A 19283-nucleotide genomic window follows, 5' to 3' on the forward strand; every position below is an offset into this window, starting at 1 on the left:
TTAAACTCCTGTTAGATTGTGATAAAAAAACTATACAAATATATAGCGGTTCTCGCATCTGTGCGGCACAATTAAACCTTTGCTTATTAAGCTGTTCAGGATCGGGAATGTACCTCTTGTGAATCAGAAACGCTATAGATAGCAGCGGCTTTATTAGTCCCGACTTACATAAGCAAAGACAAATATTTCCACTTAAGCTCAGTCTAACCTTAAACGAGGCAAATGTCTATTTGGGGGGAGCATCACATTTTCGAGGTTTATCCTAAAACTGGAACCCAACAGAAGAACCTAGCTGGTGGTGGGGAGATGCAGAGAAATAGGATTGGGGTCTCGCGTAGCGAGTGCCTTCGGCAACACTGGCATTAGACATCTCCAAGAAATAAATTAACAGAGAATTAAGTGTGATATAATGAGATATTACTTTTTTGAGCCATGAATAAACTTCTCGAACATATCGAAAGCAATCCTCTTTTGAGAGAATATGTTGTTTGGTTTGCCAACCGTAAACAACTAAGTTAACAAGCGAACTCTACAAACACTTTGGCATAGCTGAACAAGAAGAGGCATTCCGCAAAGGTTTGATTCCTTATTTACAATCGATAAAAAACAACAAGACTGAAAATTTAGAGTCAGATAGGAGGGCTTAAAATGGTCAATACAATTAGTATTGTCATCTCGAAAAATCCAGATGGATATTTAGTCAAATTTCCTGAATTAGATCCGATTGATTACCAAGATAGTTCTCTAGAGGGTGTTTTAAATCGACTCAAAGATGCCCTAGAAACTCATCTTACGTCTGAAGGTAAGGAAATTATGAAGTTTGCGGGGATTTGGGAAGATCTTCCTGAGGAAGATTTTAGAAATTTTTGTGAAGAAGTAGAACAGCGTCGTCAAAATTCTTTATCGTGGAGATTCGAGATTTGAAACCTTGTTTACTTGATACTGATATTCTTTCCTTGTTTTTTCGCAATCATCCCCAGGTCGTTCATTGTTGTAATTTGTATCTCCAAGAATACAGGCAATTGAGTTTTAGCTTGATTACTTATTATGAAATCTTGAAAGGACTCCTCTTGACGACATCGATCTCTCAATTGCAGGGGAGCATCTCACCTTTGCAATAAGCATAAATACTTAGTAGAAAAATAGGCTTTTCGAGGGTAATTCTTGTTTTAATTCTCCATGTACGCGGTCTTTAAAAGCCTCTATTTCGTTCCAAGACACGATTAAGAGTGGCTTTTAGGCTAAGTATAATTACTCATCGCGTAAGTGAGATGCTCCCAATTGCAGGAGTGGCTATAGCGAATAATTTAGTATTAATTACCCACAATCAAAAGCATTTCAGTAAAATTGAAGGGTTAGAATTAGAAGATTGGACACTATAACTATTCTGGAAAGATTTGGCAGATTAAGTGGCTTAGGCAAGGAAACAGAGATGAAACGAGATGAGGTACTGGCAATTCTAGACGCACACAGGGAAGAGTTACAAAAACTGGGGGTAAAATCTTTGTCTTTATTTGGTTCAGTTGCCAGGGATGAAGCTCATGCGGACAGTGATGTGGACTTGTTAGTAGAATTTAATCGACAAGGTGGTTTTTTTCAACTTCTGCAAGTACAGTATTAGACCTCCTGCAAAAATAGGAACTGATTATGTAAAATAAAGTAAAACACTCAGAAAAACAATGACTTACGAAAAAGTAAAAAATTTGAATCCAGAAGAGTTTAAACGCTTTTGTGGAGTATATCCTGAAACATTTAAGGATATGGTGAAAGTTCTGGCCGCCGAAAAAGTTCTGCAAAAAAAATCGGGAAGACCAAGTAAATTAAGTTTAGAAAACCAAATCTTGATGACCTTAGAGTATTTGCGGGAATATAGGACTTATTTCCATCTCGCAATTAACTGGGAGATTAATGAGACAACAGCCCTACGAATCACTAGAAGGGTAGAAGGTATTCTCATGAAATCAGGATTATTTAATCTGCCAGATAAAAAGACAGTTCAACAAGCCAATAGTGACCTAGAGGTAGTGGTAGTAGATGTAGCAGAGCATGAGATAGAAAGACCTCAAAAGAAGCAGAAAAATTACTATAGCGGGAAACAGGGCTATCATACAATAAAATCTCAAGTTCTTGCGGCTCAAAAAACAGGAATGATAATCTGTACCGCTCATGGAAAGGGAAGAATAAGTAGTCGTGCAAAATTAATTTCCTAGTAAAGATAGGCAAAAGGCAAGAGGCAAAAGGCAAGAGGGGGTTAGATATGTGTAATTAATTTTGCTTAGGTACTTACATGACTTTAACCTTTGGAAAAATAGTCAAATTGGGATAGATAAAAGTATTAAATGTTTAGCAGATAAGGGCTATCAAGGAATCCAAAAACAGCATGAAAATAGTAGGATTCCTGACAAAAAGAAGAAAAATCAAGAATTAAGTTCAGAAGAGAAGGAATTTAATCGCCAGTTATCAAGAGAAAGAATTATTATCGAACATATTCACAGAAGTCTGAAGATATTTAGAATTTTATCATCAAGATATAGGAATCGGAGACGGCATTTTGGTCTAAGATTTAATTTAATCGCTGGCATTTACAACTATGAACTTGCTTTAGGCTATCATCAAGTAGCTGAATAAGACTTTTGCAGGAGATCTAATTTCTTAGGTTATGGAGTTCGAGTGGGATGACCAAAAGAACAACATCAATATTGAAAAACACGGGATCGACTTTGATTTTGCCAAGGAAATCTTTTCAGGAATCTGGATCTCAAAACCTGATAATCGCAGAGACTACGGCGAAGAAAGATTAATCGCTTTGGGACTTTTAGGAGAATTTGTCCTAGTTGCAGTGTAAACTCTACGAGAACAGAAAATACGGCTTATATCTACAAGACGCGCTAATGCAGAGGAAAGGAGAATTTATTATGAGTATGTCGAGAGAGGAACAATTAAAGAGCCTTGGTCAGATGAAAGATTCTGATATAGATTATTCAGATTTACCTGCTACTGATGCCGAATTTTGGCAAGAAGCTACTGTTAATTCTCCTCTAAAAGTTACTGTAACTCTTCAGCTTGATCCCTCAGTTGTTGCTTGGTATAAACAGCAATTTCCCCAAAAAATATCAGACTTTAATTAATGCCGTACTAAAAAAATATATGCTAGAACATAATTGTTAATTCCGATTTTCGGTTCATAGAAAACCTTTACTTGAGCCATAAGTGTTTGGCCTTAAGCAGAATTCACGCCACCTCTAGTTCATAATGCAAGCTATACAGTTTCCTCCATCATTTTGGAAGAGTCAACTCTTTTAGATGTAGGTGCGGTATGATGACACAGGTATAGTTTTTTTGCAAAGTCTAATTTCTAATTAAAAAGGGAGAAAAACCAAAGTGGAGTGCGATCCTTTGACCACAAAATCCTATTTATCCCCTAAATCTCCGTCTTTTCCTGATTATTTTCATCTTATGCTCTTAACTGGCCGCATCTTATTACAGCATAGTACCACCACTGAACGAGTGCATCAAACCATTCAGCAATTAGCGGAAAAATTCGGGGTAGAAGTCCGGGTATATTGTGAATATGAAGCGATTAAACTAACCGTAAAGAGTGAAAATGAATATTCCTCACACTTTAGTCGCCCTATCACCAGCATTGCCGTTAATATGGCTTTAATTACTCAGGTTTTTTTATCGATCGAAAAGTTTCTGCAAAATCGTTTAACCTTGACCGAGTTAATCGAGAAATTAGAAAAGATCGATAAATATCCCCCTATTTATTACCCTCGCTGGTTCATTATTCTGATGTTAGGACTTACAGGGGCAAGTTTAGCCCGTATTTTTCAGGGAGACTGGGCTTCTTTTGTGATTACGGGAATTGCCACAGCAGTGGGCGTTATCTTACGGCAAGAACTAGGGAAAAGGCATTTTAATCCTTTTTTACTTAATTTTCTAGCTGCTTTTTTGGGGGGATGTATCGGGGGAATAGCAATTCAACTGGGATGGACTTCTACTCCTAATATCTGTTTTCTCATCCCGTCGATGATGTTAGTACCGGGGGTTCATCTGATTAATGGAGTCTTAGATTTAGTCGAGAATCATATTCCCATGGGCATGGCACGTCTAGAGTATAGTTTGGTGATTCTTAGTTCAATCGCCTTTGGGTTACTTCTCTCGACAACGGTTACAAACGCCTTACTACCTGTCAGTAATCCGGTTTCTCCCTTGCCTCTATTTGAAGATGTGATTTTTGCGGGATTAGCGGCTATGGGATTCGCCATTTTCTTTAATGTACCGCCGAAAATGTTATGGGCTTGCATTATCTGTGGCATGGTGGGACATGGAGTAAGATGGTTGTGTATTGACCATGGACCAGGTATTATTTGGGGTAATTTAATTGCTTCTGCTGTTGTGGGGACCATGGCGCTTTATTTTTCTAATCGTTTTCACGCGCCACCGGCTGTAATCGCTTTTGGGGCGGTAGTGGGAATAGTACCAGGAATCTTTGCTTTTCAAGCAGCAAGCGGCTTAATTCAGATTATGACCATACCAGAGAATGCCAGTTCTTTATTACTTGCCACCACCCTAGGCATGATGACAAAAGCTTTTTTAATGACTTTAGCTATTCCCATTGGGTTAGCTATACCTATCCTTTTACGCTTTCAACGCCAACCCAATTTTTAGCAAGGATTTAGATATTCTGTTTCTTAATATAACGGTATTCAGCGTAATGAGGTACACTGACTTTCTTCCCCATTCATAATTCATAATTCACAAGAAAGCTTCTGATTATCCAGCAGCCAACGCATTTGATAGGCACGGCGAGCGGCATCCGCTACTTGATTGAGGAAGAAACTCAAACCAACGCCGCTAGAGATAGCACCTAACCAAGGAATTGCCCCACCTACTGAACTCGGTGCTAAATAGATAGTCGCTTGCTGGAAAATCGTTTCAGCTGCCAGCGAGATTGCACCTTTGTCGCCGATTTCGGTGAGAAAATTGTCAAAAGCTTGGCGAGAAAATTGCCTGTGACTGTCTCTCAAATTATCCACTGCTTGCCATTTAGCCTCTGGAGTTTGGGCGGTAGCTGCTGCTAAGATAATCCAAGCAAAATTCCGCTCCTGTTCCGTTGTGGTCGAGTAACCATAACATAAGCCAATTCTCTGAATAGTTTGCAGAGATTGAACTATGGACAGTGGGATTTCGCTAATTACTCCGATAACTCCTATCAAACCGGCAATTGTCCCTTCCACTTCACCAGTTGCTAAGGTTTTTTGCTGGACTTTCTTCGCTAAATAATCGCAATCTGCTAAGGAGACTTGTTGCCAATCATGATGTTTCTCAACTCCGGCTAGGTGTTTTAATTGCTCCCACTCTTCTTGCCATTTTTCAGCCAGTTGATCGCATAAAGTCAATGTCTCATCGATCCATTTTTCTGGAATAAGCCAATCAGTAAACTGCCCAAATACACCCAACAATCTAGCAATTAAAGTCGTCAGAAAATTGGGAATTTCTAACCACCAACGCTTAATTTTATGAGCTTGAGCAAGTTCGTAGAGAGTTAAACCATTCGACTGATACCCCGGCAATTTAATCGCTAGTGGCTGAGTTGGTTGATAAGCTAAAGCTTGCTTGAGGATTGTTGCTAATTGTTGCTATAACTGAGCTTGTGAGAAAGCAGCTCTTTGATATTGAATAATCAAAGCCTGATTGACGGGAAATACCTGAGCCTCAATTACCGGTTCTATTGCCTCCAATAAACCCTGCACTTTCAGTCCATAATGCTCATCTTGGCGCAGTCGAGGAACACGCAAGCGAACGCGCCCCGGAACCGCATGAATCACTTGATATTCTACTTCTAACATCTGACTCAACTTCCCCTTACTATTGACTTTTTAAACTTGTGCCATTGCTAGTTTAATTTTCTGTTCAAACTCTTTAACTGACAAGCTATCTTCTGTATAACTAACTGCGAGGGAAGCTGCAATGGAATTAATCTTAACTTCCGTCACTCCCTCGACAGACTCTAGTATTTGCTGGAGTTGAGCGGCATAGCCAGCATCTTTCCGCAGCCGAGGAATCCGCCAGCGAATTCGTCCGGCAATTTGATGAACAATTTCCGGGGCAGTCGATGGCGGAAAAGTTTCCCCCATCGGGATAGATTCTTCTAACTGATCCACTTCTGCTCGATGGGATAGCGGCAAGGATTCTCCTAGTTGATCAATGCTTTTTGCTATTGCTGCTAAGGCTTGATGGAGGCTTTTAATCAGGAGTTCACCCACTTCGATGCTTGCTCTTCTGAAGGTTTCCCACCAAGCAATAGATGTCTCTGCTATTTCAGCGATGACTTTAGTTAAAGTCCTTTCCCAATTGAGAGGAGGAACATAGTATTTAACGACGAGGACTTCCACTTGTGTTTCTTCTGCAACTGTTAAATCGAGCAAGCCGCGCAACCTTTTTTGAACAACTTGTTCATAGAAAGTGACCACTGTTAGGCTGGCAGGAACAATCTCAACAGTAGTGGGAGTTTCCCCCGCCATTTCCCCATCAATAGTAATGGCTTGGGGGGGATTGGTTGTCACCTGCACTTGTTTGGCTCGCAGATAGCCGATGTGGTGGCTTTCTGTTGGTTGGTGAATCAGTCCACTTTCAAATAACTCAATCGCGTTGGCTAGGGCTTCTAGGGCATCGCTAGGGGTGAGAATCGTCACGTCTAATAAACCATCGTCTGGCTTGGTTTGACCGACTCCCTGAGCCAAAATTGACGTAGGCGGGGCAATATTAGCCACCGTGACAGCGGCGGCAGAGACAGTAAATTTCTCATTTTCTGTGGTAATTTCCGCCGTAAAAGGTACGAGATTTTGTAAGCGGTCAAGTCCCGCTAAAATATAAGCCAGAATGCCGAATTCGTTTTTTAATTTTCGATCGGCTTCCTGTACTGTTTCCGCCTCGAAACCAATACCCGCCAGCAGCAGCATTGCTTTGTCGTTACAGAGGGCTGTATCAATCGTCAGGGTCGCTCCCTGTAAAATAGCAATACAGGCTTCTTCGATGGTGGTGGGTAATCCTAAGCCGTTGGCAAAAGCATTAGCTGTACCGCGAGGAATCACTGCTAAAGGGATGCCTGTGCCGATGAGAACACTCGCTACTGCTGAAACTGTTCCATCGCCTCCAGAAGCAATAATTAATTCAGCACCTTTTGCTATTGCTTCACGGGTCAGTTGTTCGGCTCCTACTTCTACGGAGGTGGGGTAGATAGCGAGAGCGATATGGGGTTCCAATAAGTCTTTAATCGTTGCTAGTTGTGCTTCGGCATTGCCCTGTCCTGAGACGGGATTGAAAATCAGGGAGGCACGGCGTAAGGCTCGCGCTCGCTTTAGCCTACTGCTGGGTTGCGGGATAATACTGGCAAACATGATTAGCCGCTAATGATTGATTTGTTTAAAAGTCATTATAACCATTTCACAAATGGCTCTTCGGTAACTGTTATGCAAATAATTAACTTAAAATAAAATTCGATGAGAGAGCCTACGCCCAAAAATAGCTGAAACCCATACAGGAAAAGGTTTAAGGCACAAACTGGTTAATACAAAAAGATAGACAATCGAGTTAAGATTTGATATAATAGCCAAAAACCAGAGTATTTTACTTATGATACTTGACAAATTTTTGAACCTAGAAGGAACCTCTATTCAAGGCTATCTACACCTAGAAAATATCGGTATAGTTTGACCAGTCGAATCGAAAAATAAAAAAGCAGTCTGTCCTCGTTGTGGGTTAGAGAGCGATAAACTCCACCAAAATCATCGACATTTAGTCAAAGATTTACCGCTCTCAGGTCAACCAGTGTACCTACAAGTTAATCGTCGTCAATTTAAGTGCGGTAATTGTCAGAAACCCTTTAGCGAAGAGTTAGATTTTGTCGCCAAGAAACGAACCTATACGAAAAGACTAGCCGAGAATATACTCGAACAATTAAAATCAGGAGATATTTTAAATGTTAGCCGAAGAAATGACGTAACGGAAGAAGAGATTCAAAGAATGATAGAGGACATAGCTGAAGAAATTACAGAGACAGACCTATCGAAATTAAAAAGACTAGGAATTGATGAAATCGCTCTAGTCAAAGGACAAAAAAATTACTGTGCGGTTTTAGTAAATTTAGATACGGGAAAACTAATAGCTATTCTAGAGAAGCGAACACAAGAGGAGTTGAGGGAAACGCTTACAGGGTGGGGAAAAGAGGTGTTAGAGCAAATTGAAGAAGTCAGCATAGACCTTTGGTTGCCCTATAAAAATTTGGTGAAAGAATTGATGCCATCGGCCGAGGTAGTCGCCGATAGATTCCATGTAATGAAACAAATTAATCAAGAGTTAGACGAACAGAGAAAAGCAGAAAAAAGAGCCGTAGAAGCGCAGAAAAATAAAAAACAGAAAGCGGAAAAAGAAGCGAAGCTAGAAGTTTTAAAGCGAAGTAAATATAGCTTGTTAAAAAATGAAAAAGATTTGACGGAAACCCAAAAAATCAAACTAGAAGCTATCAAAGAAAATTTCCCAAGTTTGAAAAAGATGCAGGAATTAAAGGAAGAATTGAGAAAGATTTATGAAACCTCAGAGAATCCGACAGAAGGACTGCTATCTATCTCAGAATGGTTGGCAAAATCCTCCAGTGTTTTTACTAAGAGTTGTCAAACAATCCGAAACTGGTTTGGAGAAATAATTAGTTATTTCGAGCAAAGGACAACAAATGGGGTGGTCGAGGGAATCAACAATAAACTTAAACTAATAAAACGGAGAGCCTATGGCTTTAGAAACTTTCGGAATTTTTGGGTTAGAAGTATGTTATCTTGGCATCTTGTCTGTTGATTTAGCATAAAGGGTAACGAAGAGCCTCACAAATTTTGCTAAAATCATCAGTGCAACTTAGTTTTTTGCCAGGGATTATGGGTGATTTAAAGCATCAGGTTGACCAAGGGATAAAACAGGTAAATCAGTTGGCTGATCAAGCAATTGACAGTATTAAGGACAATGTGCAACAGATCAGCGAACATCCTACTAAACTGGTGGATATGGGCGCAGGCATGGCAGGTGGCATGGCAGGTGCCACAGCCGGAGAAGTAATTGGAGGTACTGTTGGGGCAGTATTAGGCCCAGTAGGCGTGATCGCTGGTGCTCAGGTAGGCGGACTGGTTGGGGATGTATTGGCAGGATATGAAGCCAGTCATCTTTCCCATCAGATGCTGCATCCAGGAGAGCAAAAGCCAGAGAAACCAAATGAGTTACATGAAATTGAAGCAGCCTTTGAGAGCAAAAGCTTAGAGCCAGCAATTCTCATTTTAAGGTTTCATGACATTAAAACCCTTGCACCTAGAGGGGTTAATAATTCTTAACGAATCTATAGATCGCTGAAACAACGCAAAATCGTTTCAAAATGAGAATTGCTGCCCGGCTTCTGCCCTAGCCGCTAGTGCTTCCATCAGCGCCGGTGGTTGGCAAGCCGCCTGACCGATACCAACAATGCTGCCACTACTAATCTGCTCCATAGCAGTGTGACTGTCCGTAAGCTTGGCCTGATATTGGTTCTCGTAAGCCATCATTTTTCTCCCGAAGAAGTCTTAACTACTCAATAATTTGCTGCGGCTTCCGGTGAGTGACCGCATTTGTAAATCAGCATCGTCCGCTCGAAGCTCATCACTTCTACACCGTCCTGGTTCACGCCTCGCGTTGAAACGGTGACAATTCCCTGGGTCGGCCGACTCTTTGACTCACGCTTGGACAGCACAGTGGATTCTGCATAGAGTGTGTCCCCAGCAAAGACCGGATGTGTCGCTTTGACGTTATTCCAACCCAGATTGGCCACAACTTTAGCGCTGACGGTCCTAACGCTCATACCGGTGAGAAGAGCAAGCGTGAAAGTGCTATCCACCAGCATCTTCTTCCACTCTGTTTGACCGGCGTAGGCAGCATCAAAATGAACTGGTTGTATATTCATCGTCAGCAAGGTCATCCAGATGTTGTCCACATCTGTAATCGTCCTACCGGGACGGTGCTCGAACACATCACCGACTTGAAAATCTTCGTAGTAAAGACCGTTTGTCTCACGATAGCGATTTGGCCCAATTTCTCGGTACGCTGACAGTATATTTTCCATTTTTTTCCCCGTTTCTGGACACCTTAGATTAACAAAACTATTCCTCAGCTGCAATAAGTACCTAAGCAAAATTAATTACACACTTCGATGAAGCTTTTGCCTCTTGCCTATTGCCTCTTGCCTATCTTCACTGGGAAATTTATTTTGCATGACTACTTACCGGCTCGTTCCAGAACAAGCCTTGCTTTACGGGCAACCGCTTCATCCACCATTTGTCCCTCCACAGCACCAACTCCAGCAATTCTCATTTTGAAACGATTTTGCGTTGTTTCAGCGATCTAGAGATTCGTTAAGAATTATTAACCCCTCTAGGTGCAAGGGTTTTAATGTCATGAAACCTTAAAATGAGAATCGCTGCACCAACTCCTTGACGGTTGACGGTGAGGATCTGTTGTGCTTTGGCTATTTGTTGTGCTGTTGGGGTCAAGACCTCATTGATGGTGGCAATTTGTACCGGGTGGATTGCACATTTGCCGTGAAATCCCAAGTTTACTGATGCTTTTGTCTCCTGCTTAAGACCTTCCGAATCCGCAATATCAAAATAGGGGGAGTCGAAAGCGGCAATCCCAGCGGATGCAGCCGCATGGATCAGGGATGATCTCACCCACAGTAGTGGCTCCCAAGCGGTTTCTGCACCGAGGTCCGCAGCCATATCCGCAGCACCGAAGATAAAGGCGGCCGGCCTGATTTGGCCGCTAACCATCTCGGCCAAGGCCCCTATCGCCTTGGTACTCTCAATCAGCGCAATCACCTGCGTCGATTTATTGGCCTCTCGCAACAGGTTTCCCACCAGGCTGATGAGTGCGGAGGAGTCGCATTTCGGTAGAATCAAATAGTCGGGTTCGGCGGGTGAAAGCAAGAGAGCCTGAAGGTCGTCGAGTCCAAACCTTGTGTCGGGAGAATTGATGCGGAGGGCACAGGGGAGGTGATCCGAGGATATCTCCGCAAGATAGCGCAGCGCTGCTGTGCGGGCCTCCTCCTTGGCGGTGGAGGCCACTGCGTCTTCAAGATCAATAATCAGGGCATCGGCCTTCACCTCCGCAGCACGGGAGAATCGGTCTGACTTGGTCGCGGGTGTGAACAGCCAGCTTTTTAGGGCTAGAAGCGATTTCTGCGATTGATGTAACATTACCAGATCCTTGTTTTGCGTCAATGTGAAGTGTACCTCAAAACTTGAGGGTTGCCAAATTTGAAAATGCCTAAATTAGGGCAGCAAATTATTAAGCAGGGGATCTAGATTTCGAGGACGATAATTGGGATCAGCCTTAAGTCGTTCGACTACACTATAATGAACGGCAACTTTTGAAGATTCTATCGGTCGCCATCCTTCACCTGCTAAGGCATAAACACCAGTCACGCTATTATCAAATTTAGTAGTTGGCTCTGGTTTAATCTGGAATTCCTCCCTATAATTTTCAGTTGAATCAAACTCCAATCCCAACTTTTTAGCCTCGTGGATCATCCATTGTAAAGTAAAATCAGACAGCCCCCGATATTCTTCAGTTCCTCCACCAATACAGCCATGTTCACCAGCAAAGAAAACCTCTTTGACTACTTGTTCAGGATTTTTGTCACTTCTCTCCATGCCGGACGAGGGAAAACCCCTGCGTTTCTCATCAATGGCAACTGCATGAAAGGCATTTTCCACGATCGGACTTAGTCTAGCATCGAAAAATTCATACTTCCGATTCCAGAGTTTAGCCAAGGGTAGCCAAGGTGTTAGATCAGGAACACCTAATGCTCCCACCGTATCCCAGCACCCTAACATTTTAATCGGTACACGACCTTGTAAATAATCTTTTTCGCTATCTATCTTTTTGGAGTTATCTTCCCGGAATTTTTGAGCTTCTGGATCATTTGGCTTAATTTTAGAATTTCGATAAAGCTCATAAGCTTTAGGCAATTCCCGGATCTTGGAACGGCTCAATAAACCACAGTTATAGATCATACCTGCTAAACAACGAACTGTATAGGCTCCGCGACTAAAGCCAACTAGGTAAATTTCGTCTTCAGCTTCTACGTCATAATTCATACACAAAAAGCGATAGGCATCTTGAATAATTCTGTCAATTCCCCAGCCAAAAGCACCCCCACCTAAACGCTCGATTAAATCAGCGTCTTCTGCTGTGCCACATCCTGATATATAATGGACTATTTGTGGGGTTTGATCACTGGCAATGTATTTAACTAAGCGGGCAAATTTGACGACATTTGTAGGATAGGAAGTTGCTAATTCATTCCAAGTACCATCACAACAAACAACCAAACGTTTTTTCTTAGTTGTATTAGAGGGTTTAGTCGGCTCGGTGGTGTCAGGCTTAGATAATGTTTCAGACATATTCTTATCTTGAGTTGATTCTGAGGTTTGAGGATTAGATGGTTCCGATGGGGTCAATGTTTCGGGTTTGATACTAGATGATTGTTCCTCGGCAGTAACTGCTTCATTATTTGATGGAGTTTGAGGATTAGATGGTTCCGATGGGGTCAATGTTGCGGGTTTGATACTAGATGATTGTTCCTTGGCATTAACTGCTTCATTGTTTGATGGAGTTTGAGGATTAGATGGTTCCAGTTTTGCCAAAGTTGTAACAGTTTGGCAATAAATCCCCAAACTTACTAACAAATTTTGCCCTCCCCCATAAGAGCCAAAAAAGCCGATAATCTCCTGACCTTCTGGTGCTTCTAAGACGAAAGGTTCAACTTCTTGTTTTCCATGCTTTCCCCCAAAAACGGGTGATTTAACTCCCTTCTTGGTTTCAAATTGGATGGTGACAATTTCTTGCTTGGGACGTCCCGGTGCTGACATTCCCCAAGTGCCGCTTATTTTCGTGAGATAATCCCCTACTGGTGTGGAAAATTCTTCTTTTGTACCGCCGCGACCACCAACTAGGTCTGAAAGATAGGTTTCTCCCGGAATAGAAGCGGGATTTTCGTATTCAACCTGAAGTGCGTCAATTGCCCAACCTGCATTCACAAATACCTTTTTCAATCGTGATTGTGGAGCAGTATCTTTAGGAAGAATTTGAAAATCTGTGCCTGAGATTGAACCACCTGTCGGACCTAATTTTATCGGTTTAGATACTTGATCCGTTGGCCCGGTTGGGCCGATTGGCTCAGTGGGCTTAGTTTGCTCAATTGGCTTGGTTTCCTCAGTGGGCTTGGCTTGCTCAATTGGCTTGGTTTCCTCAAGAGGGGTTGTAGCTTTAGGTGGAACTGAACAAGTCACTGCTATAACTGAACCACTATTCGGGATCGGATTCCATTTACTGGTCAAGGTGTCTCGGATATAGAGACGATTATCTCCGCCAACTCCAACTATTTTGCCATCCGGCATGACGGTAATACTGAGAACCGAACCATTGTTAGATACATACTTCCAGCCACTGGTCAAGCTATCTCGGCTATAGAGACGATTATTCATCCCAATTCCAACTAACTTCCCATCCGGCATGACGGTGACACCAATAACTGAACCACTATTAGGAATTTGCTTCCATTCACTGGTCAAAGTATCTCGGGTGTAGAGAGTATTATTGGTTCCAACACCGACTATTTTGCCATCTGGCATGACGGCGACACCAATAACCGGACCACTATTAGGAATCTGCTTCCATTCACTGGTCAAAGTATCTCGGGTGTAGAGAGTATTATTGGTTCCAACACCGACTATTTTGCCATCTGGCATGAGGGCGACACTAATAACCGGACCACTATTAGGAATCTCCTTCCAGTTACTGGTTAAAGCATCTCGGCCACACAGGAGATTATTTGTCCCAACACCAATTACTCCATATGGTATGGGTCGTTCAGATTTCCTCCAAGTAGCACCATTGACTGTACCATTACTGCCATTACTTGTCTTATCTTTGGCGATATTTTCTGAACCTTCATTGAGGGGCCAATAACCAACTAATCCTGTTTCATCTCCCTTGAGTCGCTGATTCATGGATTGTTTGATTTCTTCTGGAGAACGGACTCGGTTCCACAGTTGCACTTCTGCTATTTGCCCATTAAAGAAATAGCCCGGATTGCCTTCGGTTTTTCCAGCACCGATGCGTAAGGGACGGTTTGTATTAAGCTTGAGCTTTGAAGCAACTGGAGTACCTATCAGTTCGCCATTGATGTAGAGTTTCATTGTGCTGCCATCGTATGTAGCTGCTACATGAGTCCAGGTATTGAGAACTACATCTGAACCAGTTAAAACTACCCACTTGCTCCCATCTCCCGTCCAAAACTGCCATTTATTGTTCTCTCCTGCATATAGCTTATATCCTCCTATAGGAGTGGTCGTTCTGGAGGTAACTGGCGATCGCCACTGCCCTTGGCTACCCTCAACTTTAGCCCAACAGGATAAGGTAAATTGTTCTGGATTCAGTTGCTCAGCATAAGGAACTTCGATATAATTTCCTCGGCCATCAAATGCTAGGACAGAGTCGCTAGTAACTGGTTCAGGGGTTGTAGATTTGGGTGGAACTGAACAAGTCACTGCTATAACTGAACCACTATTCGGGATCGGCTTCCAGTCACTGGTCAAGGTGTCTCGGCTATAGAGACGATTATCTACGCCAACGCCAACTATTTTGCCATCCGGCATGACGGTAATATCGAGAACCGAACCATTATTAGGTACTTCCTTCCAGTCACTGGTCAAGCTATCTCGGCTATAGAGGCGATTATTATTCGCCCCAACTCCAACTAACTTCCCATCCGGCATGACGGTGACACTACTAACCAAACCACTATTAGGTACTCCATACCAGTCACTGATCAAGTTATATTGGGTGTAGAGGTTTTTATTGGTTCCAATGCCGACTATTTTGTCATCCGGCATGACGGCGACATCAATAACCGCACCACTATTAGGAATCTGCTTCCAGTCACTGGTTAAAGTGTCTCGGGTGTAGAGATTATTATTGGTTCCAACGCCCACTATTCTGCCATCTGGAACGAGGGCGACACTAATAACAGGACCACTATTAGGTATCTCCTTCCATTCACTGGTTAAAGTATCTCGGCTACACAGGAGATTATTTGTCCCAACACCAATTACTCCATAGTCGCTATTAACTGGTTCAGGGGTTGTAAATTTAGGTGCAACTGAACAAGTCGCTGCTATAACTGAACCACTATTCGGAATCTCCTTCCATTCACTGGTCAAGCTATCTCGGCTATAGAGGCGATTATTCGCCCCAACTCCAACTAACTTCCCATCCGGCATGACGGTGACACTAATAACCGCACCACTATTAGGTACTTCCTTCCAGTCACTGATCAAGCTATCTCGGGTGTAGAGGCTTTTATTGGTTCCAACGCCGACTATTTTGCCATCTGGCATGACGGCGACACTAACAAACGCACCACTATTAGGAATCTGTTTCCAGTCACTGGTTAAAGTATCTCGGGTGTAGAGAATATTATTGGTTCCAACGCCGACTATTTTGCCATCTGGCATGATGGCAATACTAATAACCTGAGCACTATTAGGTACTCCCTTCCAGTCACTGGTCAAAGTATCTCGGGTGTAGAGGCTTTTATTGGTTCCAACACCGACTATTTTGCCATCTGGCATGACAGCAATACTAATAATCTGACCACTATTAGGTATCTCTTTCCAGTCACTGGTTAAAGTATCTCGGCTACACAGGAGATTATTTGTGCCAACACCAATTACTCCATAGTTAGCTGTTTCTGTCTTTTCAATCTTTATAGGAATTTCTCCAAAATTTCCCTTGACACTTAAGGAATAAATACGATCAACTGAATCGGAAAATGCTGTAGCAGTAGCACCAGATGAGGTAAACAAAACTTTTCCGCTTAAGTTACCAAGAGGAGCAGTATTCTTATCATAACTGATAGAACCTGCTTGGGGATAATATATTCCCACAAAGTCACCTTGGTTGACTTTAATCGGTGTAGTAAGGGAAAATTCGTTTAAACCAATCACAGGGGTTTTTACCTCGCTTTTTCCCACAACTGACCAGGTATTGGCTTCGTTCCTATAAATGATCAGTTGTACAGGTGATGTGTTTTCTGCCCAAATATTCCACCCAGTTATTTCACCATTGCCATTAATGGGTTTGTTGGTATCTACAAGATAAAAATTAGTCCTTGTATCTGCAATTCCGTATTTAGTGGGAAGATTACCTCCAGTGATCACATCAGGTTTTTTCCCTATTTCAGACTCTTTCGTGCTAGTTATGGGTAGTTCAGATTTCCCCCAAGTAGCGCCATTAATTGTGCCATTATTGCCATTACTTGTCTTATCTTTAGCGATATTTTCTGAACCTTCATTGAGGGGCCAATATCCCACTAATCCGGTTTCATTTCCCTTTAATCGCTGGGACATATTTTCTTTAAGTTCTGATTCTGGTCGGGCAATATTCCACACCCTCACTTCTGCTATTTGACCTTCAAAGTAACCATCATTAGCCCAGTTACTCTTACCTATATAGTTTAAGGTTCGGTTCAGGTTGTCTGGAAGGCTTATTTGTTTACTTTGGATTAATTGACCATTTTTATACAGTTTGGCCATCCCTGATTTATCAATGGTAGCGGCTACATGAATCCACTTATCAATTTCTAAGGTATTTGGGGCTTCTATGGTGTGGGTTCCATTATTACAATACAGATGGAGTCCCAAGGTGCTAGATGTTCCCACATTTCCCAGGACAATGTTCTTGTTTCCCTGTCCATTGCCGAAATCAATAATTCGTGACCACGAACGGCGAAAACTTTTGTACTGCACCCAAGCTTCTACGGTAAATCCTTGGGAATAGTCCGTGTTGACTGCGGGTAACTGCACATAATCGTCTATACCATCAAATGCTAGGACAGATTCGATAGCACCCTTCTTGGCACTCGTAGTATTTTCCGCTTGACTCATGGTCACTTATCTCCGTAACTAATGGCTAGTTTAAGTTTGAACTCCGCTGGCACTGCGCTGACTAGAAAATACCTCATGGGGACTGTAATAGTCAAGAACTTTTTGCGGTCAGTGGTTAATATAAGTCGTAATCGTTCAGATAGTTGAACTAAGTCGAGGTATCGTCACTCCGACTCATCTTCAGAATGGAAGGTGATAGTTTCTCATCATTGTGGTCATTGTCCTAAACATTTTCCAAACTTTTGCCATTGGGTTCAATGCGAAAGATAAAAGTAACCAAAGCCCCAAAAAGAGAAGTGATAACTAAACCATGTAAAAGGTTAGACGTACCAATTTGTTCCCTGAGAATCGGAAAGAAAAAAGCAGTAGTAACCGCTCCAATTTTAGCAAAAGAGGCGGCAAAACCAGCACCTAAACCGCGAATTTGTACGGGAAAAACCTCCCCTGCTAAAACATAGGTCATGGCATTGGGGCCGAGATTTGTCATAAAATTAAAGATGATAAAGCCGCCAAATATCAGAAATACTTTTAATTGATGACCTTCTGGAATAGTTTCTGCCGCTAGGGAAGCGATTCCTAAGCCTAAGCCACAGCCAATAAAGCCTACAATTTGTAAGGGAATCCGTCCGACTTTATCAATCAAAAGAATCGACGCAAGAAATCCAATCAGTAAGAACAGATCAATTGCTCCAGAACCTTCCGCTGCTACCATATCTTTGAAAATAAAATTAGGCTGAGTTTTGGTAAATAGGGTTGCTAAAATTGTTGGGGTAAAAATACCAATGCCGTAGGTGGCTAGATCCTGTAAAAACCAAGGAACAGCCGCTAATATAGTTGCTCTGAGATAGCGAGGGGAAAACAAAAGCTTGTATTTTTGCTTGCGTTGCTGGCCGATTCTCTCTACTAAGTCCGCAAGCTCAACTGGGCGTTGCAGTAAAACTTTAGCAGAGCGTTGAGCATCCTCTTGGCGATTGTGAGATATTAACCAATGGGCGCTTTCTGGGATTCCTGTTCTCAATAAAAAAACAATAATTCCAGGAATAACTAAACTGGCGTACATCCAATGCCAAGCCCCTACTTCAGGGTTAATCCCCAGTACCAGTAATCCGATTAAAACTCCGCCTAGGGAGCCAATTGATTGAAAAGCAAAAGCTCCTAATACCATTCTGCCCCTAAAACTACTAGGAATTGACTCAGAAATAATCAGATGGGCTGTGGGATAGTCTGCCCCAAGAGCAACCCCAACGCAAAATAAAAAGAAAATCAGAGAGGGAACATTCCAAGCGATCGCTGTTAAACTGACAAAAACAGTAAAAATTGCCATTTCAGACACGAAAACTAACTTTCGTCCTAGGCGATCCGCTAAATTTCCGAATAGAGAAGCCCCCACCAAAATCCCCAAAAGCGTTGCGGCAGCAACTGAACCTTTTAGGGCTGATGCTAAGTTAAAATCTTGCTCAATTAAGGGAATAGCAACTCCAGTTAGAAAGATGACCATGCCTTCAAAAAACTTGCCGGTAGCCGCCAAAATCCAGATGCGCCATTGCACCAAACTTAGGGGACGAGGAGGAGTTTCATCGATATAACTTTGTAGGCTTTTCATAGGATAGAGCTATTAAAACTATAGTTTTAATAGCTGGTTAGCTTTAAATTGAGTTTAAGGCTGATTTAATTTAAGATTAAAATTTTTGGATACTCGTTACTGTCTATGCTATATCAACATACAAGATGCCAAGACAACATACTTCTAACCCAAAAATTCTGAAAGTTTCTCAAGCTATAGCCTCTCCGTTTTATTAGTTTAAGTTTATTTTTGATTCCCTCGACTAACGGAAGATTTTTGATTTTTACAAGAGGTCTATTGACAATCGTCCTCGAAAATGTCTTGACTATCCTACCCCGAATCAGGTATTCTACGAAAGCAAATCAGACAGTGATGCAATTCAGACTTGAATTAGCCCAATTAAGGAGCTAGAGTGAAGAAAAATCAGATGATAATGGCTGTAATCGCCTTTGCTGCGGGAGCCGGCACAATATTCGCCGCTATTGTCATTTTTGACATTGATTTTGTTAAATGGGCTAACTGTAGTGCGCCTTTTGCCGATCCCATTGATCGCCAATCAGCCATTTGCCGTAGATAATCTGGCGGCTCTTGACAAACCTTATTAATATAAATACTGACATCTATCTCAGGGGAAGACTGCCTATGGAGCTAAGTAGGCAAGTTTGCAACTGAGAATGTAATCTCCAAACTAATAAATA

At 42.1% G+C, this 19283-nt stretch carries 13 protein-coding genes and 4 pseudogenes; 9 read left to right on the forward strand and 8 right to left on the reverse strand.

Annotated features, from left to right (window positions below):
• The first annotated feature begins 648 nt into the window (after window positions 1-648).
• The 6 genes and pseudogenes from ACE3JL_RS09795 to ACE3JL_RS09820 all read left to right on the forward strand — a co-directional run bounded on the left by ACE3JL_RS09795 (window position 649) and on the right by ACE3JL_RS09820 (window position 4671).
• On the forward strand, window positions 649-924 hold the full coding sequence (locus tag ACE3JL_RS09795) for a hypothetical protein (protein WP_271992094.1): 276 nt from the start codon (window positions 649-651) through the stop codon (window positions 922-924).
• Between the two features lie 508 nt (window positions 925-1432).
• Window positions 1433-1618: pseudogene (locus ACE3JL_RS09800) on the forward strand (nucleotidyltransferase family protein); the annotation flags it as partial.
• 61 nt (window positions 1619-1679) lie between these two features.
• Window positions 1680-2628: pseudogene (locus ACE3JL_RS09805) on the forward strand (transposase family protein).
• 31 nt (window positions 2629-2659) lie between these two features.
• Complete coding sequence (locus ACE3JL_RS09810; protein ID WP_271991531.1) at window positions 2660-2845, forward strand: BrnT family toxin; 186 nt, start codon at window positions 2660-2662, stop codon at window positions 2843-2845.
• 70 nt (window positions 2846-2915) lie between these two features.
• Entirely contained in the window at window positions 2916-3128 is a 213-nt protein-coding gene (locus tag ACE3JL_RS09815) for a hypothetical protein (protein WP_271991533.1), read from the forward strand.
• A 253-nt stretch (window positions 3129-3381) separates the two neighbouring features.
• Entirely contained in the window at window positions 3382-4671 is a 1290-nt protein-coding gene (locus ACE3JL_RS09820; protein WP_375329372.1) for a threonine/serine exporter ThrE family protein, read from the forward strand.
• Between the two features lie 80 nt (window positions 4672-4751).
• On the opposite strand, the gene ACE3JL_RS09825 is transcribed toward ACE3JL_RS09820, so the two are convergent.
• The 3 genes from ACE3JL_RS09825 to ACE3JL_RS09835 all read right to left on the reverse strand — a co-directional run bounded on the left by ACE3JL_RS09825 (window position 4752) and on the right by ACE3JL_RS09835 (window position 7403).
• Window positions 4752-5576: an EcsC family protein gene (locus ACE3JL_RS09825; protein WP_271991538.1), complete on the reverse strand. Its 825-nt coding sequence runs from the start codon at window positions 5574-5576 to the stop codon at window positions 4752-4754.
• A gap of 66 nt (window positions 5577-5642) precedes the next feature.
• The gene (locus ACE3JL_RS09830; RefSeq protein WP_271991540.1) at window positions 5643-5852 is read right to left on the reverse strand and encodes an HMA2 domain-containing protein; all 210 of its coding nucleotides are present in this window, start codon (window positions 5850-5852) and stop codon (window positions 5643-5645) included.
• Window positions 5853-5882: 30 nt separating this feature from the next.
• A complete protein-coding gene (locus ACE3JL_RS09835) occupies window positions 5883-7403 on the reverse strand; it encodes a YegS/Rv2252/BmrU family lipid kinase (protein WP_271991543.1) in 1521 nt (506 codons plus the stop codon).
• Window positions 7404-7638: 235 nt separating this feature from the next.
• Between ACE3JL_RS09835 and ACE3JL_RS09840 the strand changes: the two are divergent.
• Both ACE3JL_RS09840 and ACE3JL_RS09845 read left to right on the forward strand, forming a co-directional pair.
• Window positions 7639-8853 (forward strand): annotated as a pseudogene (locus tag ACE3JL_RS09840) (ISL3 family transposase).
• Between the two features lie 35 nt (window positions 8854-8888).
• Complete coding sequence (locus tag ACE3JL_RS09845; RefSeq protein WP_375329373.1) at window positions 8889-9377, forward strand: hypothetical protein; 489 nt, start codon at window positions 8889-8891, stop codon at window positions 9375-9377.
• Window positions 9378-9610: 233 nt separating this feature from the next.
• On the opposite strand, the gene ripB is transcribed toward ACE3JL_RS09845, so the two are convergent.
• The 5 genes and pseudogenes from ripB to ACE3JL_RS09870 form a co-directional block, all read right to left on the reverse strand.
• Window positions 9611-10138 (reverse strand): (R)-specific enoyl-CoA hydratase RipB/Ich, encoded by a 528-nt coding sequence (gene ripB / locus ACE3JL_RS09850; RefSeq protein WP_375329374.1) that lies wholly within the window; start codon window positions 10136-10138, stop codon window positions 9611-9613.
• A gap of 289 nt (window positions 10139-10427) precedes the next feature.
• Entirely contained in the window at window positions 10428-11267 is an 840-nt protein-coding gene (gene ripC / locus ACE3JL_RS09855) for an itaconate degradation C-C-lyase RipC (RefSeq protein ID WP_375329375.1), read from the reverse strand.
• A gap of 75 nt (window positions 11268-11342) precedes the next feature.
• Window positions 11343-17021: a phospholipase effector Tle1 domain-containing protein gene (locus ACE3JL_RS09860; protein WP_375329376.1), complete on the reverse strand. Its 5679-nt coding sequence runs from the start codon at window positions 17019-17021 to the stop codon at window positions 11343-11345.
• Window positions 17022-17244: 223 nt separating this feature from the next.
• Window positions 17245-18624, reverse strand: coding sequence for an MFS transporter (locus tag ACE3JL_RS09865; RefSeq protein ID WP_375329377.1), 1380 nt, complete (start codon window positions 18622-18624; stop codon window positions 17245-17247).
• 113 nt (window positions 18625-18737) lie between these two features.
• A pseudogene (locus tag ACE3JL_RS09870) lies at window positions 18738-18848 on the reverse strand (transposase); the annotation flags it as partial.
• Between the two features lie 164 nt (window positions 18849-19012).
• Here ACE3JL_RS09870 and ACE3JL_RS09875 point away from each other — a divergent pair.
• The gene (locus tag ACE3JL_RS09875) at window positions 19013-19162 is read left to right on the forward strand and encodes a hypothetical protein (RefSeq protein WP_185240042.1); all 150 of its coding nucleotides are present in this window, start codon (window positions 19013-19015) and stop codon (window positions 19160-19162) included.
• Window positions 19163-19283 lie beyond the last annotated feature (121 nt).

The sequence above is a fragment of the Microcystis sp. BLCC-F210 genome (assembly GCF_042134685.1).
Classification (GTDB): domain Bacteria; phylum Cyanobacteriota; class Cyanobacteriia; order Cyanobacteriales; family Microcystaceae; genus Microcystis; species Microcystis aeruginosa_D.

Bases quoted from the DNA above. Each gene is read 5' to 3' on its own strand.
- ACE3JL_RS09795 (WP_271992094.1), top strand. From the start codon at position 649: ATGGTCAATACAATTAGTATTGTCATCTCGAAAAATCCAGATGGATAT.
- ACE3JL_RS09810 (WP_271991531.1), top strand. From the start codon at position 2,660: ATGGAGTTCGAGTGGGATGACCAAAAGAACAACATCAATATTGAAAAA.
- ACE3JL_RS09815 (WP_271991533.1), top strand. From the start codon at position 2,916: ATGAGTATGTCGAGAGAGGAACAATTAAAGAGCCTTGGTCAGATGAAA.
- ACE3JL_RS09830 (WP_271991540.1), bottom strand. From the start codon at position 5,852: ATGTTAGAAGTAGAATATCAAGTGATTCATGCGGTTCCGGGGCGCGTT.
- ACE3JL_RS09835 (WP_271991543.1), bottom strand. From the start codon at position 7,403: ATGTTTGCCAGTATTATCCCGCAACCCAGCAGTAGGCTAAAGCGAGCG.
- ripB (WP_375329374.1), bottom strand. From the start codon at position 10,138: ATGGAAAATATACTGTCAGCGTACCGAGAAATTGGGCCAAATCGCTAT.
- ripC (WP_375329375.1), bottom strand. From the start codon at position 11,267: ATGTTACATCAATCGCAGAAATCGCTTCTAGCCCTAAAAAGCTGGCTG.
- ACE3JL_RS09860 (WP_375329376.1), bottom strand. From the start codon at position 17,021: ATGAGTCAAGCGGAAAATACTACGAGTGCCAAGAAGGGTGCTATCGAA.
- ACE3JL_RS09865 (WP_375329377.1), bottom strand. From the start codon at position 18,624: ATGAAAAGCCTACAAAGTTATATCGATGAAACTCCTCCTCGTCCCCTA.
- ACE3JL_RS09875 (WP_185240042.1), top strand. From the start codon at position 19,013: ATGATAATGGCTGTAATCGCCTTTGCTGCGGGAGCCGGCACAATATTC.